Source organism: Deltaproteobacteria bacterium, assembly GCA_022340465.1.
Classification (GTDB): domain Bacteria; phylum Desulfobacterota; class Desulfobacteria; order Desulfobacterales; family B30-G6; genus JAJDNW01.
Map to the genome: position 1 here is coordinate 33,209 of JAJDNW010000130.1, position 26,448 is coordinate 59,656.

At 54.9% G+C, this 26,448-nt stretch carries 21 protein-coding genes; 6 read left to right on the forward strand and 15 right to left on the reverse strand.

Features of this window, described 5'->3' with window-relative positions; genetic code table 11:
• Positions 1-41 precede the first annotated feature (41 nt).
• On the reverse strand, positions 42-329 hold the full coding sequence (locus tag LJE94_17410; protein MCG6911880.1) for a hypothetical protein: 288 nt from the start codon (positions 327-329) through the stop codon (positions 42-44).
• 221 nt (positions 330-550) lie between these two features.
• Here LJE94_17410 and LJE94_17415 point away from each other — a divergent pair, with 221 nt between their 5' ends.
• Entirely contained in the window at positions 551-1,282 is a 732-nt protein-coding gene (locus LJE94_17415; GenBank protein ID MCG6911881.1) for a J domain-containing protein, read from the forward strand.
• 47 nt (positions 1,283-1,329) lie between these two features.
• Here the strand turns inward: LJE94_17415 and LJE94_17420 are convergent, their stop codons facing one another.
• Complete coding sequence (locus LJE94_17420) at positions 1,330-1,896, reverse strand: hypoxanthine phosphoribosyltransferase (GenBank protein MCG6911882.1); 567 nt, start codon at positions 1,894-1,896, stop codon at positions 1,330-1,332.
• A gap of 220 nt (positions 1,897-2,116) precedes the next feature.
• Between LJE94_17420 and LJE94_17425 the strand changes: the two genes are divergently transcribed.
• The 4 genes from LJE94_17425 to LJE94_17440 all read left to right on the forward strand — a co-directional run bounded on the left by LJE94_17425 (position 2,117) and on the right by LJE94_17440 (position 8,142).
• The gene (locus LJE94_17425) at positions 2,117-3,013 is read left to right on the forward strand and encodes a serine/threonine protein kinase (protein ID MCG6911883.1); all 897 of its coding nucleotides are present in this window, start codon (positions 2,117-2,119) and stop codon (positions 3,011-3,013) included.
• 107 nt (positions 3,014-3,120) lie between these two features.
• Positions 3,121-5,322, forward strand: a complete 2,202-nt coding sequence (locus LJE94_17430) for a GGDEF domain-containing protein (GenBank protein ID MCG6911884.1) — start codon at positions 3,121-3,123, stop codon at positions 5,320-5,322.
• A 218-nt stretch (positions 5,323-5,540) separates the two neighbouring features.
• On the forward strand, positions 5,541-7,277 hold the full coding sequence (locus tag LJE94_17435; protein MCG6911885.1) for an aldehyde ferredoxin oxidoreductase: 1,737 nt from the start codon (positions 5,541-5,543) through the stop codon (positions 7,275-7,277).
• 277 nt (positions 7,278-7,554) lie between these two features.
• Complete coding sequence (locus LJE94_17440) at positions 7,555-8,142, forward strand: hypothetical protein (protein ID MCG6911886.1); 588 nt, start codon at positions 7,555-7,557, stop codon at positions 8,140-8,142.
• A gap of 270 nt (positions 8,143-8,412) precedes the next feature.
• Here LJE94_17440 and LJE94_17445 read toward each other — a convergent pair whose 3' ends face one another.
• The 3 genes from LJE94_17445 to LJE94_17455 form a co-directional block, all read right to left on the reverse strand.
• Positions 8,413-9,588: a thiolase family protein gene (locus tag LJE94_17445; protein ID MCG6911887.1), complete on the reverse strand. Its 1,176-nt coding sequence runs from the start codon at positions 9,586-9,588 to the stop codon at positions 8,413-8,415.
• Positions 9,589-9,710: 122 nt separating this feature from the next.
• Positions 9,711-12,116: an enoyl-CoA hydratase/isomerase family protein gene (locus LJE94_17450; GenBank protein MCG6911888.1), complete on the reverse strand. Its 2,406-nt coding sequence runs from the start codon at positions 12,114-12,116 to the stop codon at positions 9,711-9,713.
• Positions 12,117-12,398: 282 nt separating this feature from the next.
• Positions 12,399-13,172, reverse strand: a complete 774-nt coding sequence (locus LJE94_17455; protein ID MCG6911889.1) for a lysophospholipid acyltransferase family protein — start codon at positions 13,170-13,172, stop codon at positions 12,399-12,401.
• On the opposite strand from LJE94_17455, the gene LJE94_17460 reads away from it, so the two are divergent.
• Positions 13,165-13,446 (forward strand): hypothetical protein, encoded by a 282-nt coding sequence (locus LJE94_17460; GenBank protein ID MCG6911890.1) that lies wholly within the window; start codon positions 13,165-13,167, stop codon positions 13,444-13,446. The two genes, LJE94_17455 and LJE94_17460, sit on opposite strands and share 8 nt — an antisense overlap.
• 227 nt (positions 13,447-13,673) lie before the next feature.
• On the opposite strand, the gene LJE94_17465 is transcribed toward LJE94_17460, so the two are convergent.
• The 10 genes from LJE94_17465 to LJE94_17510 all read right to left on the reverse strand — a co-directional run bounded on the left by LJE94_17465 (position 13,674) and on the right by LJE94_17510 (position 26,421).
• Entirely contained in the window at positions 13,674-13,946 is a 273-nt protein-coding gene (locus LJE94_17465; GenBank protein ID MCG6911891.1) for an HU family DNA-binding protein, read from the reverse strand.
• Between the two features lie 260 nt (positions 13,947-14,206).
• Entirely contained in the window at positions 14,207-17,920 is a 3,714-nt protein-coding gene (locus tag LJE94_17470) for an SIS domain-containing protein (protein ID MCG6911892.1), read from the reverse strand.
• Positions 17,921-17,934: 14 nt separating this feature from the next.
• A complete protein-coding gene (gene kdsB, locus LJE94_17475; protein MCG6911893.1) occupies positions 17,935-18,690 on the reverse strand; it encodes a 3-deoxy-manno-octulosonate cytidylyltransferase in 756 nt (251 codons plus the stop codon).
• Between the two features lie 32 nt (positions 18,691-18,722).
• On the reverse strand, positions 18,723-20,009 hold the full coding sequence (locus LJE94_17480) for a 3-deoxy-D-manno-octulosonic acid transferase (GenBank protein MCG6911894.1): 1,287 nt from the start codon (positions 20,007-20,009) through the stop codon (positions 18,723-18,725).
• Positions 19,978-21,381 (reverse strand): PbpA, encoded by a 1,404-nt coding sequence (locus LJE94_17485; protein MCG6911895.1) that lies wholly within the window; start codon positions 21,379-21,381, stop codon positions 19,978-19,980. The genes LJE94_17480 and LJE94_17485 overlap by 32 nt, the downstream gene beginning before the upstream one ends.
• Positions 21,382-21,520: 139 nt before the next feature.
• The gene (gene metG, locus LJE94_17490; GenBank protein MCG6911896.1) at positions 21,521-23,434 is read right to left on the reverse strand and encodes a methionine--tRNA ligase; all 1,914 of its coding nucleotides are present in this window, start codon (positions 23,432-23,434) and stop codon (positions 21,521-21,523) included.
• An 8-nt stretch (positions 23,435-23,442) separates the two neighbouring features.
• Complete coding sequence (locus tag LJE94_17495; protein ID MCG6911897.1) at positions 23,443-24,246, reverse strand: stage 0 sporulation family protein; 804 nt, start codon at positions 24,244-24,246, stop codon at positions 23,443-23,445.
• A gap of 53 nt (positions 24,247-24,299) precedes the next feature.
• Positions 24,300-25,343: a DNA polymerase III subunit delta' gene (holB, locus tag LJE94_17500; GenBank protein MCG6911898.1), complete on the reverse strand. Its 1,044-nt coding sequence runs from the start codon at positions 25,341-25,343 to the stop codon at positions 24,300-24,302.
• Entirely contained in the window at positions 25,333-25,608 is a 276-nt protein-coding gene (locus LJE94_17505) for an integration host factor subunit beta (protein ID MCG6911899.1), read from the reverse strand. The genes holB and LJE94_17505 overlap by 11 nt, the downstream gene beginning before the upstream one ends.
• A gap of 285 nt (positions 25,609-25,893) precedes the next feature.
• Entirely contained in the window at positions 25,894-26,421 is a 528-nt protein-coding gene (locus tag LJE94_17510) for a UpxY family transcription antiterminator (GenBank protein ID MCG6911900.1), read from the reverse strand.
• Between the last annotated feature and the right edge of the window lie 27 nt (positions 26,422-26,448).

The following is a 26,448-nucleotide window of genomic DNA, read 5'->3' on the forward strand; positions in this document are numbered from 1 at the left end:
CAGGGGTTGCTCCCGGGACGGTGCGGTCCCTGGGATCCATGCTATTCGTATTCGTATTTATCTTCCAGTTTTAACTGCTGCTCCTTGGTGACGATACCCTCTTCGTACAGTATGTCTCCGATACCGGCCTCTCTCAGATCGTCGATTTTTATGATCGATTCCGCCGGTTTGCTTTGAAGGCTGAAAAAGGTATATTTCAGGTTGAGGTGTTCTTTCTTCAACATCCTGAACTCTTTTCCGCCCACATAGATAAAGTGATTGGCGAGCAACATGTATACGAGTCCGATCACAACGGCGTACAGGATATACTTTTTAATCGTTTGTACCATAGTCGCATCCTCTCTTGTCCATACGGCGGCGCCTGCAACCTAAACTGAGCTTGGGTGAAATTATCTTTGGATGCACCATAAAAAAAAACGGTGGTGTTTTCAATGAGATTTTTAAATTGTACATGCGGGGTTTCTCATGTATGCTGTGGCACCCAAACCGCAGCAGTGAACGAATACCGGTAACGGCAGCCCCATCAATAAAAAAGGCCTGATAACGAAAGATGATTGATCCTAACCCTATGGTCAACCCCCATAAAAGCGGCGGCTGCCTGTCCTGCGGCAAAACCGAGGGATTGGGCCGACGAAAATATTGCTCTGTCACCTGCCGGCAGCAGCTGCGGTACCAATTGAACGTTAGAACCGGCCTTCTCAAGGCCCTCAACACAAGGTACGCGACCTTCTATTTTACCGACAGCTTGCTGGTGCTGGACATCCTGCCTTACAACGAATCCGGGATCTTCAGCTTTCTGTACCCGAGAGAAAGCGGGAAAAAGCCGTCCGAAGATTTCTCACAGATGTCCAATGTTCTCGGGAACCGGTGGTGGCAGGAAAAAAAGCGTACCCGGAGATCCTACTTGGCTTCCAGGCTTGTCCTGGAAAAAGCGGACAGGAAAAACGATGCCCCGGGAGCGCTGAAGCCGCAGGATATTCGCATACCGACGCTGAAGGGAAACGGGAGATCGCTGGTGCATTTGCAGCTGAGCAGAGCAGATCTTGACAGGCCTGAATTGAAAAAGGTTATCAAATCCGCATTCCGGCGACAGGCGCGCAAACACCACCCGGATTTCGGGGGGGGCGGGGGGGCATTCCGCAGGATCTATCAGGCGTACGAGGATCTGATGACCTGGGCCGAGGAACCGACCTTTACAAGGCGTTCCGGATTTCCCGACAAGTGGTTTTACGATGGGGAGAAAAACAGGTGGGTGCAGCCCGCACCGCGCCGGACTCCCTAACTCCCTTCATAAGCCACCGGGTCTGCCGGAGGTCGCCGATTTGCGGCTCACCCCAGCCCCACCTTCTCGAAAAGCGCCTTCAGCCCCGGTTTGTTGGCAAAAATTTCTTCCCTTGTCAGCCCGTCGAGTTCATGTGGAAAGACCAGCCAACGGTCGGTTTCATGGATGTAGTAGTCCGGGATGATGTCGGTTATGTTCTTGGCGGGTTTAAACCATGCGGTGGCGACCCGAATGTCTTCAGGGAGGTTGCGGCGCATTTTTTTCTTCAGGGTTTGGATGATGGTCCTGATACTGTTCCCGCTGTCAAACACATCGTCTACGATGAGGAGGCCGTCCTCCCGGTTTGTATGACGGACGACATACTCCAGCGCGTGCACCCGAACCCGTTTTTCTCTTGCATGGATGCCGTAGTAGGATGAGGTTCGAATGGCGATGTGGTCTGTCTCGACCCCCAGGTGGTCCAAAATTTCCTGAACGGCGATGCCGACAGGCGTGCCGCCCCGCCACACGCCGATGATGAAGCTGGGTCGAAAGCCGCTTTTGAAGATGCGCAGGCCGAGCTCGAAAGCGTCGTCGAGCAGTTCCTGGGCCGTCACGTATATTTTATCTTTCATGCGGGTTTACCTCCGGTTGCGTTTTCGAAAAAAAAACGGGCCGATAACCCAGAATAAGGCACAACGGTTGCCGAGGAATAATACCGCCCCGGCCGGCCGGCTTTTACCTTGTTATTGGTTATAGCTCCGAAAAAAATATACCGTTTAATTCCCATGGTTGTAAACCCATAACATGCAAACATGTTGAGTTCCATCCTTTAGCCGTGCTATAAATAGGTTTATGGTTACCATCAGAACCATTGACATGAGCCATCTTGTCGGTAAGGATGTCGGTTCATCCACGGTCCTGAGGGAGATCGGGCGGGGCAGCATGGCGTTGGTTTTCGAAGCTTACCAGCGCACGCTGAAGCGGAAAATCGCACTGAAGATCCTGCCGAAATCGCTGATGACCTCTGCTGCCGCGGAGAGGTTTCAAGCGGAGGCGGAGGCTGCGGCTATTCTGACCCACCCCAACATCATCCCCATTTATGAAGTCGGTGAAGCGGACGAATTCCTGTTCATGAGCATGCAGATGGTTCAGGGGAACGATCTGTCGGTATATCTTGAAAAGGCCGGGAAGCACGTGGTCCCCTCCAGGAGAATCCTGCCGCTGGCCGCAACGCTTAAAATCATCATCCAGGTATTGGACGCCCTGGGCTACGCCCATGAAAACGGCGTCATCCACCGCGATATCAAGCCGGCCAATATATTAATCGAAAAGCGCAGCAAACGACCGCTGATATCCGATTTCGGCACCGCCAAACTGGTGAGGGGGGATGACCCGGACCAGACGGTCATACTGGGAACACCGTTGTTCATGGCACCGGAACAGATATCGACATCGGAGATCGACGGGCGCGTGGACGTGTATGCCGCCGGCATTCTCCTCTTTCGCATGATGGTCCCCGATCTGCCCGTGATACGATATGACTCCCTTGTTTCCCTTTTGAAGCAGAAACAGAACAGCCCCCAGGGGATTTTTCTGAAAACGCCGTCCCAGCTCAATCCGTCCCTGAACCCGGCCATGGACCGCATTGTCGCCAAGGCGGTGGCGTACGACCGGAACGACCGTTTCGAAGACTGCGCCGCCTTTGTCAAGGCGTTGCAATGGTACCGTGGCCGGTATCTGAAACCGTGAAGGACGTTACCCCGGCTAGCGGTTGCAGCCGGGCGATCGTATGCGGATCCTGAAAGCCAGCGCCCTGTAAAGACGGGGGACGCATGGTGGGAGGAAACAAAACATCTATGCAGAAGGACACCCTGAAAAAAGCACTGTCTGAAAACATCGGCCGCAATTTCAACATGGTGTTCAACCAGGTCGCCATGTACAACGTCCACCATAAATCCGGGGCGGGGGCCATCGACCGCTTTTTAGCGTCCCTGCAAGAGGGGTGGCAACGGGTACCCTCCATCGCCATCTCCATGAGCAAGGAACGGTTCTTCGTTGAAGAGGAGCCCCTGAATCAGCGCGTCAACACCTTTCGCATGGCCGCCCATTTTAAGAAGGCCGGCATCGAGTCCATTTCCTTTGACAGGGACCTGAGCCGGGAAGACCTGACCTATTTTCTCGAAGTGATCACCGACCTGAACACATACAGCAACATCAATGCCATGAAACGGGCATTGAATTCCAGGGGGGTTGACGGCGTCAGGATCAATTACGTCATCTTCCGGAAAGTGTCCGAAGACGAGGAGGTGGTCAGACGCGACCAGTTGGATGGAAAGTTCGTTGATGTCGTGGGGGAAAATCGGGTTCAGGAATCGAGCATGGGCGGCATTCTTGACGTCATGGTGTCCAATATCATTTCCGACGAGTTTGGAAAAAACCTAACGGTTCCAAAATTGATGGAGGGACCGTCGGCGCTGTGTTCCCTGCTCATCGACTCAGACCTGGCGGCAGCGAATCGTCCCGAAAAACCGAACCTTTCGCCCGGGGAGTCTCTATTCCAGGGGCTGCAGCAGTTCCGCCATGAGGTGGACACGGCCATGAACACCCGATCGGATCTCAATATGGCCGACCTGGCCAGGAACGTGTTCGAGCTGAAAAAGAAGTTGATCGAGGGGGTCGACAAACAAAAGGCCAGGGGCGTTGTTTATTTGGATGAAGCCGGAATACGAAGGGAGGTCGACGAAATCACCGACAATGTGCTGGTCCGGTTGATCCAGGAAGAATACAATAAGGGTGCCGTGTCCGTCAAGCGATTGGCCGGCATCATCATCCGCCTCGTACCGTCGGTGGAGGATTTGCGCAGGATTCTTCCCAAGGTAAAAAAGACGCTTGTTTCGGCGGGGATGCCGCTGTCCGAATTCTTACAGCTGGTGCAGGAACTCAAGCAGGAGCTGCAGAGCGACGAACTCGCGCGCGCCCTGGAAAGAGGTGCTGGCGAGATCGGGCTGGACGGCGAGGAACTGGTGCAGGAAATCATGGCCCATCCGGACAGGGCGGCCGAACTGATCTGTTTGGCGGCTGAAATTCGCAGGACCGGCAACGATGAAAAGATCCTGTCTGAGCTGCTGGTCGAGTATGTCGAACGCATCGGTACAGGCCTTGCGGCCAGTGAACTGGAAAGCGAAGGCGGTTTGGGCGGCGAAGAGGCCCGGCGGGTGTTCCGCCGAATCCGTTCGGGGCTGGTGGATAATCTGAGAACACAGAAGCTCGACGCCAGCATGATGGCTGACGTCGAGAAACGCCTTGTGGAGCGCATGGAGACCAGTCTGCGACAGCTTAAATCCAGAATGCTGTTCAAGCGGGTGAGCAGCGGGGATGCCAAAAAGTTGACCAAAGATGCTGTCTTGAAAATGCTTCAGTCCTATTCCGATGATGAAAGAGAGTACAACGAGATTCTGGAGCAGGTCAAAAGTGCGCTGGTGGAAAAAGGAGGCGACAGCGGGCATTTCGATCGGATTTATGATGAAATGATGGCGGAAAGCGAGGCTCGGCAGAAGACCGATCCAGCGAAAAAGGCCCCACCCGGAACCCTCAACCGGCAAAGCATCCTCTTCGTAATAGAAAATGAAATCAAGCGTTCCGCCCGATATGAAACCCCCTTCTCCGTTTTGTCCTTCTCCATCATCAGGGCCAAGCCTCGAAAAGGGGAGGCACCCGCGGAGTCTACCCTGGACGACGTCATCCAGGCATTCATGAGCGAACTGGTAAAGATAGTCCGCGAGACGGACGTCGTCGGACGGTTGAGCATGAAAATGGTCGTTGTGATGCAGCCCATGACCAATGGGCCCAATTCGAAAATCGCCCTGGAAAGGGTATCAAAAGCCTTGAAAGCAAGCCAAATCAAGGTAAAGGGCGTTCCCTTCGACATTCAGTTCGCGGGGGTGTCCACCCCCTTTGACCCCGAAAGTATGGCAACCCTCAGGGCGCTGGTCAATACAGCACAAAGGAATTTGAAAACCATGGCGACCCGGCTGATCAACCTTCAGAGCCTCATGTGACATCGGTCGATCTGTCTTTCGCCACCCCATTCGGTCATGCCCTGTTCGATGCATTAGGAAAACCATGATTGTCCGTTTCGGTTTTTCTTGACATGACTAAAAAATACCAATAGTTACAAGTAAACAAACGAAAAACGTCCGCTTTCGAACAAACCCATGCAATGTCTGTCACAGGCGGCAAGAAATTACCCTTTACCAAAGGGAAAAGGAGGATCACGATGGATAAAATTCTACGCTTGAAAATGGGGGAAAAGGGAGGCCCGAAGGCGGTGGTCGAGTCCCTTGGCGACTATGCGGGACTCGGAGGACGTGCCATGACCTCAACGATTGTTTCCAAGGAGGTTCCGCCACTTTGCCACCCCTTGGGAGAGGACAACAAACTGGTCATCGCTCCGGGATTGTTGAGCGGCAGCCTGGCGGCCATGTCCGGCAGAATTTCCGTGGGCTGCAAAAGCCCCTTGACCGGTGGCATCAAAGAAGCCAATTCAGGGGGACAACCGTCGCAGGTGATGGCAAGGCTGGGGTATGCCGCCATCGTTATCGAAGGCAAACCGGCGGACGACAACCTGTACAAGGTGGTCATCAACAAGGACGGTGTAGAAATCTCGGCGGATAACAGCCTCAAGGGCCTGGGCAATTATGCGGTTATCGACAAGGTGAAGGGGGCGTATGGCGAGAAAGTCTGCGCCATCTCCATCGGCCAGGCGGGTGAAATGAAAATGTCCGCCGCTTCCATCGCCTTCACCGACATGGAGCAGAGACCCACCCGCCATGCGGGCCGCGGCGGCGTCGGGGCGGTCATGGGATCCAAGGGGGTCAAGCTGATCGTGCTGGATGACGAGGGGATGCCCAAGCGCGAACCCGCCGATCCGGATAAATTCCGCGAAGCCAACAAGGCGTTTGTGCAGGGGTTGAAAAAACATCCGGTCACCGGCGAGGGGTTGCCGGCTTACGGAACCAATGTACTGACCAACGTGGTCAACGAAGCCGGCGGATATCCCGCCAGAAACTTTTCCGCGGGCCAGTTCGAAGGGGCCTCCAAGATAAGCGGCGAAACCCAGGCGGAAACCGAAACCGCCCGGGGCGGTTTGGCGACCCACGGGTGTCATCGGGGCTGCGTTATTCAGTGCTCCGGCACTTTCAACGACAAGAACGGCAACTTTTTGACCAAGCAACCCGAGTATGAGACCGTGTGGGCCCACGGGGGGAACTGCGGCATCGACGATCTGGACGCCGTTGCCCAAATGGACCGCATGGATGACGACTTCGGTCTGGATACCATCGAGATGGGCGCCACCATCGGCGTGGCCATGGAAGCCGGTATCGCTGAATTCGGCGACGCGCAGGCGGCCATCAAGCTTCTCAAGGAGGTTGGCGAAGGGACGCCCCTGGGGCGTATTCTGGGCAACGGCGCCGCCGTCACCGGCCAGGTGTTCGGCGTCGAGCGGGTGCCGGTGGTAAAACGGCAGGCCATGCCGGCGTACGATCCGCGAGCCGTTCAGGGCATGGGCGTGACCTATGCCACCACCACCATGGGCGCCGACCACACGGCCGGCTATTCGGTTACGGCCAACATTCTGGGTGTGGGCGGCAACGTGGACGGCACCAAACCGGAAGGCCAGGTGGAACTGTCCAGAAACCTCCAGATAGCCACAGCCGCGATCGATTCGACGGGCATGTGCCTCTTCATCGCCTTTGCGATCCTGGATCAACCGGAAACGTTCCAGGCCCTGCTTGACGTTATCAGCGGTTTTACCGGACAGCCTTTGACGGCCGATGACGTGAGCAACCTGGGTATGTCGGTTTTGAGGGCAGAGAGGGATTTCAATGCCGCAGCCGGATTCACCGCCAAGGACGACCGCCTGCCGGAATACTTCAAGAAGGAGCCCATCGCTCCGCACAATGTGACCTTCCAGGTCAGCGATGAAGAGCTGGACACGGTGTTCAACTTCTAGGCAACAGGAATCTGCCCGATCCACTGGATCGGGCAGATTTTTGTTGAGCATGCGGCTGCGCCGCATGCATGGATACGATCAATAGTGCAGGGGAAACCTATCGGGTTTCCCCTGTTTAAATCGGGTCTACGACCCAAAATAAGGCGCAACGATTGGCGAGGAATAATACCGCCCCGGCCGTGAAAAAACTCGGTTCAAAGCGTCTGTTATGCCGAACAGGGCTATACGTTCGAAATAATATCGGTCGATTAAAATCCTTTTTTATTGGGAATGAATTATGGACTTGACCATCGCCATCGGCGAAGATCGTGTGTCGGATCTTTTGGGACTGCTGTCCCCTTCCTTCAAGGTAAAGGTGCGTGCAGGCGTTGACCTGAAAAGTTTTGTGTGCGACCAGCTCGGCGTGCAAACCGCCTATTTTGAAAACAGGATCCAGACGCTGTTCCTCGACAGCAAACCGGTGGACGATGTAGAGACGGCCACCCTCAATGACGGGAGCGTTTTGGCGCTCTCCGCGGCCATGCCGGGGCTGGTGGGGGCGACCTTCCGCAAGGGGGGGCGCTACAGTCAGCTGCGCAAGAGCATTTCATACCAAGCGGAGGCAGGCGGCACGGAAAAAAAGCAGGGATGGGTGACGCTCAAGCTGTTCAACCTGGTGCTCAAGGAGCTGGGCCCCGGTTTCCTCGAAAGGGGCGTCTGGGTTCCGGGGAAGCAGGTAAAGGACTTTTTCGAAAAAATGCCCCCAGAAATCCGACGGCATATCCGGTCGTTGACGTTGGAGGGGGAAACCATATCGCCAGAAGCATTAACGGAAGCGGTACCGGGCGGCGCAGAGGTATTCATCAGGGTTGGCGTCCACCACTAACCGACGCTTTAATCGCTTTCAGAGGCCAATTCCAGTTAAGCTTCATGCGCATCGAAATAGTAGTCGCGATCGGAATTGGGTCGTCTCGATTTCGATAGCGATTTCGAGTAGGATGGCACTATCCGGTCAGGACGCATTTCTGAGAGCAGGCATAATTCCAGCTTTGCAGGGTAGGGGAAAACGAAAACCGCCCGGCCATCCGGCCGGGCGGTTTTATAATATTTGACAGCGGCGAGGCCGCGTTCCATAAAATGTGGGTACCACCTTTTATCAGCAGCGCTCGAACAGGGCCGCGGCCCCCATCCCACCGCCGATGCACATGGACTCGACGCCGTAGCGGGCCCCTGTCGCCTGCATATTGGTCATCAGGGTTGCACACAATTTCGCTCCGGTGCACCCCAGGGGGTGTCCCAGGGCAATGGCCCCGCCGTTTAGGTTCACTTTAGCGAGGTCGATGCCCAGTTCCCGCGTGCAGTACAACGCCTGGGAGGCGAAGGCTTCGTTGATTTCGAAGAGATCGATATCCTCGAGACTGACGCCGGCCAGCTTGAGCAGTTTGGGAATAGCGTAGAGCGGCCCGACTCCCATCTCATCCGGCCGGCACCCCGCGGTGGTGTAGCATTTCAACTTGGCCAGGGGCTTGAGTCCCAATTCCTTCACTTTCCCCTCGCTGGCGATGATGGTGACGGCGGCCCCGTCCGTCATCTGCGAAGAGTTCCCGGCCGTGACCGAGCCTGTTGCGGAAAATGCCGGCCGCAGCTTGGCCAGGCCTTCCACGGTGGTCGATTCGCGAATGCCGTCGTCGAAATCCTGAAGGAAGGTTTCTTTTTCAAAAGTGCCGTCCTCCTTTTCTTGGAAGCGCGTTGCCGGTGTGGGAACGATTTCGGTATATTTCTTCCCGGCCTTGGCGGCCGCGGCCTTCATCTGAGAGTTGTAGGCGAATTCGTCCTGCTGCTCCCGCGTGATTCCGTAGCGCTTGGCCACGTTTTCCGCGGTGAGGCCCATTGAAATGTACATGCTGTCTTGGGATTTTGAATACGCCGGGTGGGGGCGGGGAATGGATCCGCCCATGGGAACGTAAGTCATGGATTCCACACCGCCTCCGATGGTGACTTCCGACCATCCGGCCATGACGCGCAGGGAGGCCTGCGCGATGGCTTCGAGGCCCGACGAGCAGAAGCGGTTGACGGTGGCGCCGGTGACGTCCACGGGGAATCCCGCCATCTGGCTGGCGATCCGGCCGATATTCAGGCCCTGCTCCGCTTCCGGAAAGGAGCAGCCGATCATGACATCATCCACATCCTTTTTTTCCAGGTTCTCGGTTTGATCCACGGCGGATCCCAGGATAAAGGACAGGAGGTCTTCGGGGCGCGTGTCTTTGAAGGCGCCCTTGTTTCTCCGGCATCCCGGTGTCCTTACGGAAGTTACGATATAGGCATCTCTCATGGTTTAATCCTCCTCGAACGGGTTCGCCGGGCGAATCCGTTAAACGCGGCGCTGCCGCTTTTTTTTACAATCATGGCTCCTAAGGAGATAGGAGGGGGCCGGCGTTTGGCCGGCCGCAGGCCTCAATTCCTCAGAGGTTTTCCTGTCTTGAGCATGTGATCGATTCTGGCAATGGTTTTCTCCTCTTTGAGAAGGTCGAGAAAAGCCTTTCTTTCCAGGGTCAAAATCACATCCTCCTCGATGGCGCTGTTGCTGCGGACCGCACCGCCGCTCATGACATAGGCGATTTTCTTGAGAACGAACACGTCGTATTCGCTGATGTAGCCCGCTTTCTGCATGTCGAGAATCTGGGCATTGACCATACCCTGGGCGGCTTCGCCGAGGACCTTGATTTTTCTTTTTACCGGCGGCGCGTAGCCCTCGTCCACCATTTTGAGAACATCTTTCTTGGCTTCGCCGAGAAGGTAGTCCCGGTTGAAAACGATGCGGTCGAAGGGACGCAGGAAGCCGTTGGCTCTGGCCTCTGCGGCGGACATGGACACTTTGGCCATACCGATGGACATGAATGCCGGAATGAAGAAGCGGGTCAGGTCGGCATCGGCGGCGGCTTCGGGAATGGCTTCCACGAAATTACGCCAGAGCCCGAGGCATCCACCGCCCGCCGGCAGCAGGCCGACACCGAATTCAACCAGGCCCATGAACAGTTCGGAGTGGGCAACGATTTTATCCGATGCCAGGCAGATCTCACAACCGCCGGCCAGTGTCATGCCGAAAGGGGCGGCCACCACGGGAAAGGGCGCATAGCGGGCTTTCACCAAACCGTACTGGAGGCCTTTGATCATCGCTTCGATTTCCGCGAGCCGGCCTTCCCGAACCGCCGCCCTCACCGCCGTGAGATCCGCGCCGGCCGAAAATGCGCCGGGCATGCCGCCGGCCTGGTTGCCGAACACCAGACCCTTGCCATGGGCATCCACATAATCGACGGCCTCGTGGATGGCCTCGATGATTTCCTGATTCAAGGCGTTCATTTTGGTGTGGAACTCCAGACAGGCCACACCGTCTCCCAGATCCACCAGCGTGGCGGAGGCGTTGCCTTGAATCACCTTGCCGTCGGCCTTGAGGCCGGAGAGGGAGATGACGTTGGCACTCACCCTGACCGGCTTGTGGGTCTTTTCCTTAAAATCGTAGTAATAGCGTTGGCCGTTTTCTGTTTTATAGAAGGCGCTGATGCCGGCATCAAGCATGGTTTTTACATGTTCTGGAACGGCAAGACCGTCTTTTTCCATTTTTTCCACAGATGCGGCCACGCCGATTGCGTCCCAGGTTTCAAAAGGGCCCATTTCGAAGTTAAAGCCCCATCGCATGGCATTGTCGATTTCAACAATAGTGTCCGATATTTCGGGAATCCGATTGGCCGAGTATATCAGATTGGCCGCCGTGGCTTTCCAGGCGAACCGGGACCCCTTGTCGTCGCCGTAAAGAACGGCTTGCATCTTTTCGGGCAGGGTCTTGTGTTTCTTGGCCGCTTCCAGGCAGGGGAATTGCGGCTTTCCATATTCTTCATAATCCAGCGTGGCGGGATTGATCACCTTGCGGATCTTTTTCCAGTCTGGCGTCAGATCGGTTTTGTAGAAACCGGCCTTTGTTTTTTTGCCGAGCAGATTGTCGGCGATCATCTGCGACACGTATTCGGGAACGACGAAGCTGTCTCTTGCCTCGTCGTCGGTGACCAGATCATAGGTGTTCCCGGCAACGTGGCCGAGGACATCTATCCCTACCAGGTCGGCGGTTTTGAACATCGCTGTTTTGGGGCGCCCCATGACAGGTCCGAAAAGGGCGTCGACTTCCGGAATGGTGAGACCGTCTTCGAGCATGATCTGCATGGCTTTGACCATGCCGTGAATCCCGATGCGGTTGCCGACAAAGTTCGGTGTGTCTTTGGCCCACACAATCCCTTTTCCGAGGATGCGTTCGCCGAAGTCGGCCATGAAATCGAGTATCTCCGGAAGGGTTTCCTCTCCGGGAATGATTTCAAGCAATTTCATGTAGCGCACCGGGTTGAAAAAGTGCGTTCCCAAAAAGTATTGCCTGAATTCAGAACTCAGGCCTTTCGACATGGCGGAAAGGGGGATGCCGGACGTGTTGGAAGAAACGACGGTGCCCGGCGATCTGACTTTTTCGATGCGTTGAAACAGATCATGTTTGATCTTCAGATTCTCTACGACCACTTCCACGATCCAGTCGCAGTCCGCCAATTTTTCGAAATCATCTTCCAGGTTGCCGATGGTGATCCGGTCGGCGTCCTTTGGCTGCATAAGCAAAGACGGTTTTGACAACATGACCGCATCCAGACCGGCTTTGGCTATTCTGCTTCTGGCCTGCCGGTCATCCTTCTCTTCCGCCTTCAGGTCGAAGGGAACGATATCCAACAACAGGGTTTTTACACCGGCGCTGGCCAGTAAAGCAGCGATACCGCCGCCCATGACGCCCGATCCGATGACGGCCGCCTTTCTAATTTTTCTATCCATGCGTTCCTCCTGTTTGGTAAAATAGCACATAAATGAATGAGCATTCATTCATCTTTTAGCGGTTAATGCGCCGGTTGTCAAGGGAAATAGAGGGGCTGGAAAAATTATTTCTACGCATAAAAAATCAATTAATACAGTATGTAAAGATTTATTTGATAGATTGAATGAAAATCGCAGCAGATAAATACGGGGGTTCTCTTCTACCGATAATAAATGAATCTAAATTCACTATATCAGGAACGGCCATTGAAGCTATTCGGAACCTTTTTCTGGCAAACCACGCTACTCTACAAGCGAAGGCATTGGGATGGGGGTTGGAACGGGAATGTCGCGGGGGTCGGGATAGGTATCGCGCAGTTCGAACCAGTTGTCCACCTGATAGGTCAGGTACAGCATGCGCGCATCGAGCTTTTTCCTGTGCAGTTCTATCGATTCGGGGGTGGTGTCCGGCGGCACGCGCATCGGTTGATTGTCGATGATCATGACGATCTCGGAAAAGGGCTTGGGGACGATGGTGCCGTCCCAACTCTTGAAACGAAAGTTTGGGCGGGCATACCACACCTGGGGCAAAAGCGGCGCCCCTGTTTTGGCGGCGGCCAGGACGATGCCGCGTTTGGAGACGTGCGGAGGGCCTTTGGGGGCATCCACGGCTATGCCGCCGGGATTGCCCCGATTGACATGGTCGACGAGGGCTTTCAAACCGAGATGGCCGCCCTTTTTTCTGCCGCTGCTTCCCCGTGGGGTATAATATCCGAAGCGCCTGAGGAGCGCGGTGATCATTTCCCCGTCGCGGCTGCGGCTGGACATGATGGCGCCCCCGCGATTGCGATGAAAGTAGACGCTGAAAAAAATGCAGCGATGCCAATTGGGGCCCAGAACCCTGTTGCCATTTTCCTCGAGAATGGCATCCAGCGATTCGAGCCCGAAGATGCGTTTACGGCAGGTGCAGAACAGCAGATGCATTAAAAGCCAGGCAAGCAGGCTGCCCAGGGATGCGAGCACCCTGATACTCAGGGGGTGCCTGAGGATTTTCTGCATGAGGGAATGTTTGGCCATAAAGCCGTTTATAGCGACTGCGAACGTGAAAAACAACCGCTATTATACCCCAAAGTTGAGGTATATAGAGATAGAGCAATTGCCATATATAGGTTCCGTTTCAACATTGGATTGGCAGGTGGCGGGCTTATTTTTCAAAGCACCACATCATCAATATTCTGCACGGTTGTCGTCGTGCCCTGCCGGATTGATGATGGTTCCACTATCTGATTTTATTAAAAATCTGCATTTTTTCATCAACAATCCGGCGGGCACAGGGTATGCCTTGGTTTGATATGGCGATTTGAAAAATAAACCCGCCACCCGCTCAGGGCATACGGAACGTTATTCTGACAAACGCGCTAAAGAAACAGCCCGGTCGATGGTTGCATCGACCGGGCTGCATCGAAGTGATTGAAGATCCTTGTGGTACTACCCCCAGGTGATTTCCGCTGTTGCCTGTCTGTCCGTTTTATCCTGTGCGGAAAGGGCCTTTGGGATGATTGAGCAAACTGATAAAGACTAAATGGCGTCCTGCAACTTTTTGCCGGCGGAGAATTTAACCACGTTTTTGCCTTTGATCTTGATGACTTCACCAGTCTGAGGATTTCTACCCTTGCGGGTTTTGCGGTAGACCTTCTTGAAGGTGCCGAAACCGACGAGGGTGACTTTGCCGTTGCGTTTCTTCAAGGCTTTGGTAATGCTTGCGGAGAATGAATTCAGCGCGGCCCCGGCAGCGGCCTTTGAAATGTTTGCATCCTTTGCCATTTGTTCAATCAATTCTGCCTTTGTCATCTTCTCCCCCCCTTGTTTGGTGTTGATTGGTGAACGAACGGGCATCAGTTTATCGCGGTGTATAGCAATAAAAAGTGAAAGTCAATAGGAAAATGTGCATATATAGGGGGTTTGTGGAAAAACCGCCCGCAAAATGAATACCAGCAAGACTTTGCGGCCTCCTGCAGCTTGCCGATTTGCAAATGCTTCAAGGTTGCAACATTGCGGCACCTCAATTTAGTGAGGTATACAGTTTTGGGACGACCTTTCCGGCCCGCGTTTCAGGCCGCAACCTTCTGGACGATTCGCTCGCCGATTTTTTCGGCCGATATGCCGAACAGATCGTCGATGGCAATGAGGTCGAGAAAGCCGTCCTGCCACTCCACGCTGTTTTCCTGAACGATGTTTTTTATGCGTTCATACTTGCCGCCCAGCGCCTTGACTTTGCTGCCCAGAGAGACATCTTCTTTGAAAACGATATTGAGCAGCAGCAGGTTTTCGATAATGCTTCCCCCAAAGGCCATAACGGGGATCACGACGATGCTGCGGCCGTCTTTTCTGCCCTTGCCGATGTAGACGTTGCCCTCCCTGACAATAATCCGTTTGGTTCCCTTCAGGGCCGTGTCCGTTTCCACCCGGGAAGGAATCGGTTTGAGCACGCCTTTTTTCTCCACGATTTCTATGGTCGTTTCCTGAGTGGGTTCCCCCAGCAGGTTCAATTTGTCGATGCGGTAAAGGATGGCGCCCTGGATGTGGGAAATAATGCGCTGCACGTTTTTCATGACGAGCACGTTTTTGTTTGTCAGTTGGGAGGCTTTCAAGCCGTTTTCCACCAGCGTATCGAAGAGAAGCCCCTTGATTTTTTCACTGATGCGGCTGGTTCCCACCGTCACCGTTTTCGCCTGGTGCTTGATGGCATCGATGGGCCGGGACATACTGTTGATGGATTCGCCCAGACAGGCGAACAGGGTGTTCAGCATGTTTAAAGCGGTTCCCTTGACACCGAAATCGATTTCGAAGTCGGAAACGGGCAGTCGACCGGAAAGGTACTTCAGCAGAAGGGTCAGATCGGAGGCCCGGGCGATGGAAAGCGGGTGCTGCTTCTGCTGCCTTCGCTCCCTGAAGGTTTTGTAAAAAACGGCGACCCGTTCCTGGAATGATCTTTCCAGAATGACTTCATACACGTCCAATCCCTTTTGAGACTGCTCTTCGATGCTTGCCTGGGTTGCCGCCCGGAATTGGTCGAGGAATTTAGAGCCTTCGTTAATGGCCAGGGCCGCGTAGTATCCCCAGATATGGCCTACCAGCGTGTTGACGATCGGCGCCAGGTGCTCGCTGACTGCCGGCACATGAAAAACGTCTTCAGCATACGGATCGAAGCGTTGCTCGCCCTCGTCAGCAATGACAACCGGTGTGGCTTTGTGGGCCTTGAAAATGGCCGTGTCCTTGATGATATCGCCGATGACAGTGCCTTTCGAGCCCGCAGCGCAGACGATGATGAGGGGTTCTGAGGAAAGGTCGATGTGCTTTTTGTCCTCGACGAAATCCGAAGAGATGGTCTTGTAGCACAGTTCGCTCAGTTTGATGCGGATTTCGTCGGCCGAAGCCTTGTTCGGGCCGCTGCCCACAGCCGCCCAGTAGGTTTTGGTGCCGGCCAGCTTGCGGGCGGATGCCGCGATGGCTTCCTGCATTCCCAGAATGGTGTTCATCCGGGATGGAAGGCCGCGCAGTTCCTCTAGTTCCCGGGATACGAACTCCCCGCTTCTTTTGCCGGATAGATAGGCGATGTGAAGCCCCAAAAGGGCCCCGGCGACGATCTGTGAATAAAAGGCCTTGGTTGAAGCCACCGACATCTCGAGGTCGCGGCCGGTGCTGGTGTACATGACCCCGTCGACCTTGAAAGTGAGGTCGGAATCCCTGCGGTTGACGATGGCGAGCGTCGCGGCGCCGCGCTCCTTCACCATGTCGACAGTGCGATTGGTGTCCGTGGTGGTTCCCGACTGGCTGATGGCGACGACGAGTGCATCGGCCATGCTGTCCGGGGCGTCTGTCTCGCTGAGTTTGGAGCCGCTCAACTCGGAGGCCTTCAGGGCGTTGATATACAGCAGGGGGTCGTTCAGGTAGTAGTCCAGGATGTCTGCGCAGGCCTTGGCCGCAACGCCGGCGGTCCCCTGTCCGACGAAGAAAATGCGCCGGATGGTCTTGTCGGCGATGGCTTGTGCCAGCGATGCGGGCAGTGTTTTTTCGTCGAGGGTGGTTGTCAGGCGTTCCGGAGGGCCGTCAACCAGCTTCCAGCGGTTGTAAAGCGTTTTTTCGACTGACAGGGGCGATTCGGAAATTTCCTTCAGAAAATAGTGGGGGAAGTGCTGGCGGTCGATGTCGCGTGAGGTGATGTCGGTGTGCTTGATGTCACTCTCCGTCAGATGCAAAGGCGTGCCGTCGTAATACATGGCGGTGATGCCGTCGAGTCCTCCTGCGGAGGACTGGTCCAGGATGAATATCTGACCCTGGGTCTCCCCCTGGTCGCCCTGCACGATTTTTTCGCCGTCCAGTTTCAGGTAGGCGGATGTTTCTTCCACGAACCCGTAAACCTCGGACGCCGGCATGTACATGTCTTCTGAAAGTCCCACGAAAATGGCCTGGCCGCTGCCTTTCTGGGCCAGGAAAAATTTACCTGGTGCAAGGTCGCAGTGCATGCTGATAGCGTGGGAACCCTGAAAACTGTTTACCGCGCGGCGAAAAGCCTCCGGCAGGTCGCAGCCTTCACGTACATACTGTTCTATCACGGGGGGGATCACCTTGGTGTCCGTGGAAATTTCCGGAGGAAGTTGCAGACCTCGATCTTCCAACCCCGCCCTCAGGTCGAGGTAGTTGTCGATGTCCCCGTTGAGGCAGGCATGGATGGTATCGGTCACTGAAACGTTTTCACCATCCAGCATATTGTCCACCGGGTGGCAGTTCGCTTCGCTGATTTCACCCACGGAAGCCCAACGGGTGTGGGATGAGATGGTGTAGTGGATCACGTCCCGGGTGACCAGGCGCTGGAAGAGCAGGTCATTCCTGATCTGATCGCGAATAAAGGCGATGTTGTCGCCCAGGCTGCCGATTTCGGCCGCTATTTTATAGGTAAAAGCGATCGAGACGGGCCCTGACTGTTCTGCAGGTGATGGCGGAATCAGGCGAATGCCGTTGTTGAGCAGGACCTTTCCCGATGTCCTTTTCTCGAAAACGGGCAGGAGGTCGTTTTCCTCAAGGTCATGGCGGTAGGCCTGGAAAACATTATTCTCCAAAATGAACAACAGCGATATTCCGGCCGAATCACGGCCCCTCACTTCCAGGCGGTCGAGGCTGTTGAGCACCGTGTTCACTTCCTTGAAGATTTTAACGGTTTCCCGGTTGGCCGCCGCTGGAGGATGGGAGACTAGCGCCTCTGTCCTGTCGAGATTGGCCAGAATCTCCTGGGTCAGGCACCAGAGGGCATCCTTCATCTTTTCAATCGCCGAAGAGACGATCTCTACCGGCCCGCTCTCGAGATGGCCGATGCGCTCGGAAAGCACACGCTCTTCTTTTTCGACCAGCGCTGCAACACGCTCGGAGAGGCCGGTGACCCGCCCGCGTTGAGACACGTCCATGAAGAGGTCTACAAAGGCCTGCGAGCGCTTCAGCGCCCTGATGCCCTGAAGAAACCGGTCCAGGTTCTGTACGCCGTTCAGGTAATTGTCAGCAAGGTTCAGGTCCTGCCTGTCACAGCGTTCAAAGCTGCCTTCCACCAGTTGATCGAATTGTTTTTCCAGGTGGTCGAGAGTGGTTCCAGCCGCACAGACGGTGGTCGATTTAAAGGCCACGATGCCTGCCAGTCCGCAATAGAACGTCGCCCGCCGGCAGGGGAAAAAGACGATCGAATTTTCGGGTACGGTATGCATGCTGCGGCCTATAAAGACCGGCATTCCAAGTGCGCGTACTATTTTTTCCCACAACTTGCTGACACGCTTCATAGGATGTACTCCTTTTAGGTCTCGTTTGTTTTTTCCCCTTCCAGGATCTGAGTCACTTTTTTCAGATCGTCGGGACTGTCTACCCCGATGCTGCCGTGATCCGTGATCACCACGTGGATGGCCATGCCGTTTTCCAGAAGCCTCAGCTGTTCCAGTGATTCAGCCACTTCCAGCCGTCCCGGCTTGAGCTTATGGAAGGTGCGCAATGCACGCATCCTGAAGGCATAGAGGCCGATGTGCCCGAGATATCCGGCCGACGCCTTATGCCTGGGAAAAGGGATTTTGGCACGTGAGAAGTATAGCGCACGGCCATCTTTTGCGATGACGACCTTGACACGGTTCGGGTTGTCGGCCTCCCCCGTGTCTATTGGATAGGCAAGGGTCGTAATCTCGGTATCCGCGGAGGCAAAGGGAGCGATGAGGCGGTTGAGCATGTCGGGAGAGAGCAAGGGTTCGTCCCCTTGAATGTTGGCGACGACGGCGTCGTCGGGAACCCCCAGGCACAGAGCCGCTTCCAGGACGCGATCGGTGCCGCTCGGATGGTTTTCATCAGTCATCAGGACCGGTATCTGCAGTGCTTCCGCTTTGGAAAAAATGCGTTCGTCGTCAGTGGCCAGCACGATGTGGAAAAAATGGGGGCATTTTTCGGCCTGCTTGTAGACATGCCAGAACATGGGTTTGCCCTGGATTTCCGCCAGAGGTTTTCCGGGAAACCGCTCCGATCGATAGCGGGCGGGGATGATGCCGTAGCATTTGGGCAGTGTATTCATAAATCACTCAAGTTACCTCAGCGTTTAGGTTTTCACAAGTACTCGAGGATCAGCTCGCATGCCGCCCTGGTGCCTCCCTGCCGTTTGCCGATGTAGTCGGCGGCCTGTTTTTTTACGACCCGTTTTTCCGGTGGATGGTCCAGGCAGGCGGCCAGAAATGTCGATACATCCTGCCATGATTCTGCCTGATGCACAAGGCCCAGTTCGACAATTTGCGACCCGACCCAGGCAAAGTTTTTCCAGTGGGGCCCGATGACCGGGGTCAATCCGGTAACCAGCGGTTCGAGGAAGTTCTGTCCGCCAAGGGGGGCGAGGCTGCCGCCCACGAAGGCCGCGGAGGCCCTCCGGTAGGCACTGCCCAATTCACCGAAGACATCCCACAAAACAACCCTTCCCGGTTGAACAGGCCCGGTGACGGCGGAGCGCAGTTCCCAGGGGAGCCGGAGCCGGTCGAGGGTTTTGCGCCAATGATCGACCCGGTGCAGATGCCGTGGGAAAAGGCCGACAACCGCCCGAGGTCTGCGCGTATGCAAATCGCGCATTAAATGGCCGACCTCATTCTCTTCTTCTCTGCGCACCGATCCGAGGACGGCGAACGCCGCTTCGGGAGCGATGACGGCGTTGATGTTTTCCACGGGATCGTCGTCGGTCCGCACCTCCTGGAGGCGGTCGAACTTTATATTGGGCATGGTGGCCACACCCTTTTTGCCGAACAGCGCGCCAAAGCGGTCTGCGTCCGGTCTCGATATGGCTAAAATTCTTTCCGGCCGTAGGGTGCGCCAGAGAGAGGGCCAGATCATGTAACGCGTCAGGCTTTTTTCCGTCAGCCTGCCGTTGACGATGACCGCCGGGCACCCCTGCTGTTTGAGAGCCAACAGAAGCCCGGGCCAGATTTCCGTCTCCAGGAGCACCATGAGGCGCGGGTTTACTCTGCCAACCGTTCGGGTCATTATGGACGGCATGTCAAAGGGGCAATAGGCGACCTGGACGTCGACACGGTCAAAGCGATTTTTAAGGTCGGTGACGGCTCGATCCAGGATCTCTTTCCCTTGACGTGTGTTGGTGGTCAGAACAGCATCGAGACGGCGGTGATGCGGGAGGGTATTAATAATCTCCCCGGCAAGATAGGCTTCGCCCGCCGATGCCGCCTGTATCCAGAGATCGGCATTGCCTTTCAAGGGTTTTTCGAGAACGCGGCTCTCGAAGCCTTCGGCGAGACGCCGGTTTTTGCGAAGGAAGGGTAGCACCGCGCGCCAGAGAACATCGTAAAACGAAAAGGTCGCTTTTTCAACCGGGCTGATGGCGGGATGATTTTTCATCGTTTTGACTGAAGTAGTTCTGGAAATATTTTTTGATGGCCATACGCGCATACTGACCGGCTCTGATTCCGATATACTCTTCATGCGCCACAACCACGGCTACGGCCATCTTTTTCCCACTGTCGGGTTCTTCCGCAAAGCCCACGAACCAGTCGAACCTGAGGTCGTGCTTACGATTGAATATGGAGCCTGTTTTTCCGCCGATGGTGAGCTTTGACAGCACCCGGTCCCGTTTATATCCCCTGAATGTTTTTCTGGCTGTGCCGGAACGGACAGTGGCTTTCATCAGATCATAAAGCACCTGTGATGTGTCAGGTAAAATCGCCTTCTTCATGGTTCGGGGCGCACACCTGTATACGTTTTTGCCGGTAGCGTCCTGGATGCTTTCGATAACAGTGGGTTCGACCATTTCGCCCTTGTTTACGACGGCTGAAGCCATGAGTACGCCGTGCAGCGGTGAAAGCGTCGTGCTGCGATTGAAGCCGCTGGCGATTTCCGCCCAGTTGTAGGTCGTATCAGCAATGCTCAAATGGCTGGGCGGCAGTTCGAGCTCAAAGTCGATCTCCTGGTTGAAGCCGAAGCTCTCGGCGTATTGCTCCAGCAGCGATTTGTTGAGATACAGGGAGCCGATTTTTCCGAATACCGGATTGACCGACCGGGCGAATGAATCTTTCAGGGAAATGTGATTGGTGTACTTGTTGTCGGTATCCTTGAGCTGCCGTTTGTAGAGGGTGTGGGCATTGCCGTTGAAGCGCATTTTTGAACCGGGTGTCAGGCCGCATTGTTCAATGGCGGCCGCCGCGGTGACGATCTTGAAAATACTCGCCGCCGGATACTGATTGTCCAGGCAGGGGTCATGGCCGGGGTCTTGTTTGTTGAACCCGCTCAGCAGTATGATTTTTCCGGTGGCGGGATCGGCGGCGACGATACCGATGAACCGCGAGTTGACGCGATCCATTTTTTTCAGCATGTAGCGCTGCAGGCCGGCGTCCAAGGTGGTTTGCACCCACAGGTGCTTTCCGTCGGCATCGATGGCAAACCCCTCTTCCCGGAGATTGACAAGCAGCCGCGGGTCTATCATGCTGCGGGCCCTTTCCTTGTCCTTCAACGGGTCTAATTGGGTCGCTTCCCTTTTCTCCTTGCCTCCCGCCAGCGTGGTGTACGGAGCCGAATCAGAATCATAGAGGGCAAAGACGTTGATGGCCAGGAACAGGCCACCGGCAGTCAGGCCGGCGGCAGCCAGGAGCATCATCAGCCTGGCGACGGCCCTGGCTCTCTTCCGGCGCCTTTTCTCGGCTTGTATCCTTGCCTGATACTCTCTCCAACAGCTAGTGGTTGCGTCGCCGTTCCGGTTGGTGAATGGATAAGACATGCAAGACTTCCTGCCTAAACTGATCGTTTCAACTCTTTACAGGTTATAAGATCCCAACCCGGGTAAACGGGAAATTCCAATATCGAAAACCAAAATCTTTCGCAAACATGATGGGCTTATAGTAAACAGGACCTAAGCCTCAGCTGACCTTTGTTCCCGGAGCGACCGTTCTGCCCGGCGCTGCGAGGCTCGCCCCCTGTTCGTCCACAGCCGCCAGCACCATTCCGTTTGATTCGATCCCCATCAATTTGGCCGGCTGGAGATTGGCCACGACGATCACCTGTCGGCCCACGATGTCTTGGGGGGCGTAATTCTGGGAAATTCCCGCAACGATGGTGCGCAGCTCGCCGAGATCGACTTCGAGCTCGAGTAATTTTTTTGACTTCGGGATGGGTTTCGCCTTCAGGACGGTACCCACCCTCAGATCGAGTTTTCCAAACGCTTCAAAGGGAATGCGTGGTTTGAGGTCGCCGATTCCGGCGGTTCCTTTTTCCGGTTTTGCAGCCGGCGCCATTTCAACCCTTGGAAACAGGGGGGGGCTTTTCTTGACTTGATTTCCCGCAGTCGTTTTACCCCAGGACCCGAGATGCGTCAAACGGAAAAAAGGACCGTCATTCGGATCCAGGCCGAGCTGGGTTTGAATGGCTTTCGCGGTTTGGGGCATAATCGGGTAGATCAGTCCGGAGACGATTCTGATCCCTTCCAGGAGGTTGTAGATTACCGTCTCCAGTGCGGCTGTTTTTTGGGCGTCCTTGGCAAGTACCCAGGGCGCTTTCAGGTCGATATATTTGTTCAAGCAGCCGACAAAAACCCACACGGCCATGATGGCCTTGTGAAAGGCGAAGTCGTACATATGGGTTTCGAAGGCTTCCACCGCCTTTTCCGCCTGCCGCCTGACATCGGCATCATCATTATCCTCTGTTTCCGGGTGAGAGCCCGGAACAGCACCTTTGAAATAGCGCAGGGTCATGGAGGTCACACGGCTGACCAGGTTTCCCAGATCGTTGGCCAGGTCTGCGTTGATACGTTGGACCAGGGCTTCTTCGTTGAAGTTCGAATCCAGTCCGAATGCCATTTCGCGCATGAGGAAATAGCGGAAGGCATCCAGGCCGTATACATTCTTCAACTGCAGGGGTTCCACCACATTGCCGATGGATTTGGACATCTTGCTCTGATCCACATTCCAATACCCGTGAACGTTCAAGTGCCGGTAGATGGGAATCCCTGCGGCTTTGAGCATAATTGGCCAGTAGATGCCGTGGGGTTTGAGAATGTCTTTGGCGACAATGTGCTGGGCCACGGGCCAGAATTTTTCGAACCGCTCCCCCTCCGGATATCCCAGAGCCGAGATGTAGTTCAGCAAAGCGTCGAACCACACGTACGTGACGTACTGTTCGTCGAAGGGCAGGGTAATGCCCCAGGTGATGCGGGATTTCGGCCGTGAAATACACAAATCTTCGAGGGGTTCACTGAGAAACGCCAGCACTTCGTTCCGGTAACGTTCCGGGCGGATGAACCCGGGGTTGTTTTTAATGTGATCTATCAACCAATCCTGGTAACGGCTCATCTTGAAAAAATAATTGGATTCCTTGATCACTTCCGGTTCGGTTTCGTGATCCGGGCATTTGCCATCGACCAGTTCCCTTTCGGTGTAGAAACGTTCACAGCCGAAACAGTACAGGCCTTCGTATTCGCTGAAATATATATCGCCGGCATCATAAATTTGCTGGAGAATGCGTTTGACGACAGCTATGTGACCGCTGTCCGTGGTGCGGATAAAATCGCTGTTTTCGATGTCGAGCTCCGGCCAGAGCGCCCTGAACAAATTGCTGATTTTGTCGACATACTCCCTTGGCTTCAGGCCCTCCTTTTCCGCTGCCTGTACGATTTTGTCGCCGTGTTCGTCGGTGCCCGTTAAAAAAAAGGTTTCGCTCCCCAGCATGTCATGGAACCGGGTGGCGACGTCGGCAACAAGGGTGGTGTACGCATGCCCGAGATGGGGTTTGGCGTTAACATAATAGATGGGGGTGGTAATGTAAAATGGCGTAGACATCTGTTCTCCTATTTATCCGGTGCGTTAATATCATTTACGTCCAGTTCGACCTCGGAACCGTTTTCCAGTCGCACCGAAACACGGCGTCCGAGAATGTTGTGGCGGATTACCTTGCCGTTTCCGTCTCGAACGCGAATATTTTTACCAATTTTAGGAAAGCCTTCCTTTAATTTGGCATAGGTTTTGTTTTCATAGGTCAGGCAGCACATCAGACGGCCGCACTGGCCGGAAATTTTTGTAGGGTTGAGGGAAAGACCCTGCTGCTTGGCCATTTTGATGGATACAGGATCGAATTTTTCAATGAAGGACGAACAGCAGATCTCACGGCCGCACCTGCCGATGCCGCCACACATTTTCGCCTGGTTGCGAATTCCGACCTGCCGCATTTCGATCCTGACCCGGAACTCTTTGACCAGCTTCTTGACGAGTTCACGAAAGTCGACCCGGCCGTCGGCAGTAAAAAAGAAAGTAAGCCTGCTGGCATCGAAGGTGCTTTCAACCGAAAAGAGATTCATTTTCAGATCGTTTTTTTTGATGCACTTCTGGCAGAACTTATAGGCGCGTGCTTCCAGGGCGATATTTTTTTCCCGGCGGTGGTGATCGTTTTCGCTGGCGACGCGGTGGACCTTTTTGAACGTTTTGCCACGTGGCGTATTTTCCATGGGTTCCGGCGGAATGGCCACAGTGCCGAATCCGAGCCCCTTTTCGGTTTCCACGATGACATAATCACCCGGTTTGAGCACAAAAGCACCGCTGTCGAAATGATAGATTTTGCCCGCCGGTTTGAACCGTATCCCAACAATTTTCTTCATTGGATTGGATCCTGCATGCGTTGAAAAAGTTAACAACCGATCCGCCGGAAAACTCAACGAACGGCAGACCGGATTGGAGATAAATTCATCATCATGACATCCAGCGTCAAGCGCGTGTTGACATTGGCCTGGATGTTTTTTTTGGCCGCTTCCAGCAGGTCGATGTCGGCAAGCAGCGAGGCTGTCTCGTAATGCCGCGCCGCCCGTGCGATTTTTTCCATGAGGTCCGTGTTGGCAACCCTGTTCGACCCCGCCTTGACAACCGCCAAATCCCTGAACCAGGATATCAGGATTTCCAGGGCGTCCGGAATCGCTTCCCGGTTGAGGGACATCAACTCCGAAAATGCCAGGAAGGATCGGATTTGTACGGAACGATCGCCACCCCCGTCATGAGGGTCGACAAGCTGTATAATCCACTCGCGCCGCCCTACCCAACCGGCATCCACGAGGCTGTCCGCTTTGCCGTAGCTCCCGTTGGCCAACTTGGCTAAAATGGCGGCTTTGTCGCCTCGAACGCCCTGCTTTTCAAGGTACTCCGCAATGGCATGCCCGGGAATCGGTTTGAAGGCTACCTGTTGACAGCGCGATACGATAGTGGGCAGGAGGTTGTGTTTGTTGTCGGCAATGAGGATCAGGACAGTGTTTTCCGGTGGTTCTTCGAGCAGCTTCAGCAGTGAATTACCGGCTTCCGGGTTCATGGTCTGAGCCTGGTCGATGACCACCACTCGCTGCGAAGCCTCATACGGTTTCACGGCCAACGTATGGCCAAGATTCCGGATCGTCAAGATCTTTATCCTTGATTTTTCAGGCGTTATAACGATGACGTCCGGATGCTGACCCGCTTCGATTTTTCGGCACGGCCTGCATTCCCCGCACGGTACGATCCGGCTGTTTACAGCGGTCCGCCGATCGGCGGCCATGCGGCAGTTGAGAGCCCCGGCAAAAGTTAATGCGGTCTTTTTTTTCCCGATCCCGTCGATGCCGGTAAACAGCAACGCATGGGGAAGATTACCCCCCTGCAGCCAACCGGTCAGTCGGTGAACAGCCTTTTCCTGGTGGTGAATAGCCGAAAAGCCGGCTGCAGACTTAATAGTCAACCCGCTCCTTCAGCTCTTTTCCCGGTTTAAAAAAAGGCAGTTTCTTCGGATGGATAGCGACCTTTTCTCCTGTCTTGGGGTTTCTGCCGACATAACTCTTGTAATCTTTTACATAAAAACTGCACAACCCTCTTATTTCTACGCGCTCCCCCCGGGCCATGGCCTCCGCCATGTTTTCGAAGAATATCTGCACCACCTTTGCGGCTTCGGCTTTTGAGATGTCGGCCTCGTCTTTCAATGCAGAGATGAGCTCCAGTTTGTTCATATATCCTCCTTCCCGCGGCAGGGCACCCTCGCTGTCAACCCCGATCGGGATCAAACCTGATATCAGGTATTATCCGAATACCTCAATAATTTATTTCAGCACAAAGCCGGCTTCCCGGCCGGTGGGCCGATTCAAGTCTCTATTAATGATAAATTGAAAAAAAGTCAAGTAGATCGGTGCCGGTGCCGGTGCCCGGGCTTTGCCGGCCGTCGTCCCTACCGGCCCGGCGGGAGAAACGTGGTCGGCGTTCCGAAATGCTTCCACGAGGGTGTCGATGGGTGAGTCTCAGGCTAAAATTCCGGGAACGGGTTCGACATCCGCCTCGTCAACCTCGACCCCGGCCGTCTGACCCAGCGTGTCGACATTGATGATGACACGGCCCTTGCCCCGGTAACGCTTGAAGGTACCCACCACGCCTGCAAAAATGCCGTATACAACCAGCACCCTGTCACCTTTGACAAGCCTGTTTCCCGTCTGAATGGGGGTGCCGGAGGCAACCAGGATTTTGAGGGAGTCGATGGTTTCGCCGGGAACGGGTACGGGGCCGTCCTTGGTTCCGACGATGCGCACCGCGCCGGTGGTTTTGACGATTTCGATATGTTCACGGGCTTCGAGGTCGCTTTTCACGAAGAGGTATCCGGGAAAAACAGGCACCCGAATCATCAGTTTTCGGTCCTGGCGACGGCTCTTTACCTGCACCTTGGGCAGGAAGACTTCGAATGATTTTTTAAGCAGGCCGTCGTTGACGACGTTTTCGAATCGGCTGCGGGTGTGAAGCACATACCACTTTTTTTCAAGTCCGCCATGGTCCATAGGGTTCGTTCCGTCCTTACGGGCTTT

Coding starts and splice junctions, on each gene's coding strand:
- LJE94_17410 (MCG6911880.1), bottom strand. CDS start 329: ATGGTACAAACGATTAAAAAGTATATCCTGTACGCCGTTGTGATCGGA.
- LJE94_17415 (MCG6911881.1), top strand. CDS start 551: ATGATTGATCCTAACCCTATGGTCAACCCCCATAAAAGCGGCGGCTGC.
- LJE94_17420 (MCG6911882.1), bottom strand. CDS start 1,896: ATGAAAGATAAAATATACGTGACGGCCCAGGAACTGCTCGACGACGCT.
- LJE94_17425 (MCG6911883.1), top strand. CDS start 2,117: ATGGTTACCATCAGAACCATTGACATGAGCCATCTTGTCGGTAAGGAT.
- LJE94_17430 (MCG6911884.1), top strand. CDS start 3,121: ATGCAGAAGGACACCCTGAAAAAAGCACTGTCTGAAAACATCGGCCGC.
- LJE94_17435 (MCG6911885.1), top strand. CDS start 5,541: ATGGATAAAATTCTACGCTTGAAAATGGGGGAAAAGGGAGGCCCGAAG.
- LJE94_17440 (MCG6911886.1), top strand. CDS start 7,555: ATGGACTTGACCATCGCCATCGGCGAAGATCGTGTGTCGGATCTTTTG.
- LJE94_17445 (MCG6911887.1), bottom strand. CDS start 9,588: ATGAGAGATGCCTATATCGTAACTTCCGTAAGGACACCGGGATGCCGG.
- LJE94_17450 (MCG6911888.1), bottom strand. CDS start 12,116: ATGGATAGAAAAATTAGAAAGGCGGCCGTCATCGGATCGGGCGTCATG.
- LJE94_17455 (MCG6911889.1), bottom strand. CDS start 13,172: ATGGCCAAACATTCCCTCATGCAGAAAATCCTCAGGCACCCCCTGAGT.
- LJE94_17465 (MCG6911891.1), bottom strand. CDS start 13,946: ATGACAAAGGCAGAATTGATTGAACAAATGGCAAAGGATGCAAACATT.
- LJE94_17470 (MCG6911892.1), bottom strand. CDS start 17,920: ATGAAGCGTGTCAGCAAGTTGTGGGAAAAAATAGTACGCGCACTTGGA.
- kdsB (MCG6911893.1), bottom strand. CDS start 18,690: ATGAATACACTGCCCAAATGCTACGGCATCATCCCCGCCCGCTATCGA.
- LJE94_17480 (MCG6911894.1), bottom strand. CDS start 20,009: ATGAAAAATCATCCCGCCATCAGCCCGGTTGAAAAAGCGACCTTTTCG.
- LJE94_17485 (MCG6911895.1), bottom strand. CDS start 21,381: ATGTCTTATCCATTCACCAACCGGAACGGCGACGCAACCACTAGCTGT.
- metG (MCG6911896.1), bottom strand. CDS start 23,434: ATGTCTACGCCATTTTACATTACCACCCCCATCTATTATGTTAACGCC.
- LJE94_17495 (MCG6911897.1), bottom strand. CDS start 24,246: ATGAAGAAAATTGTTGGGATACGGTTCAAACCGGCGGGCAAAATCTAT.
- LJE94_17505 (MCG6911899.1), bottom strand. CDS start 25,608: ATGAACAAACTGGAGCTCATCTCTGCATTGAAAGACGAGGCCGACATC.
- LJE94_17510 (MCG6911900.1), bottom strand. CDS start 26,421: ATGGACCATGGCGGACTTGAAAAAAAGTGGTATGTGCTTCACACCCGC.